This window comes from Streptomyces tateyamensis (genome assembly GCF_003205575.1).
GTDB classification, from domain to species: domain Bacteria; phylum Actinomycetota; class Actinomycetes; order Streptomycetales; family Streptomycetaceae; genus Kitasatospora; species Kitasatospora tateyamensis.
The window spans coordinates 1-282 of sequence record NZ_PYBW01000345.1 but is presented as its reverse complement, the minus strand read 5'-3'; the positions used below and the strand labels follow the sequence as shown (position 1 = coordinate 282).

General features: G+C 73.0%; 1 pseudogene. It reads left to right on the top strand.

Annotated features, from left to right (window positions below):
* Positions 1-231 (top strand): annotated as a pseudogene (locus tag C7C46_RS33685) (substrate-binding domain-containing protein); the annotation flags it as partial.
* Positions 232-282 lie beyond the last annotated feature (51 nt).

The window sequence follows — 282 nt, the reverse complement described above, 5'->3', positions numbered from 1 at the left end:
GTGATCGGTGTCGGCCTGGGCGCCTACCTGGCCTGCCGGGACTGGCAGAGCGGCAAGCCCTCCGGGATGCGGGCCGCGCTGTTCATCAACGGGACCGAGGTCGGGGCGCTGGCCGTCCAGACCATGGTGGACCGCCTGCGCACCGGCAAGGCCTTCCCGCCGGAGGCGTACGCGCCCACCAGCATGGTCGACCCGGGCAACTGGACCACCTCCGGGCTCACCTGCAGCTGACGCACAGGGAGAACGGGCGCCCAGGGGCTCGGCTGCGGATCCCGCCGGGAT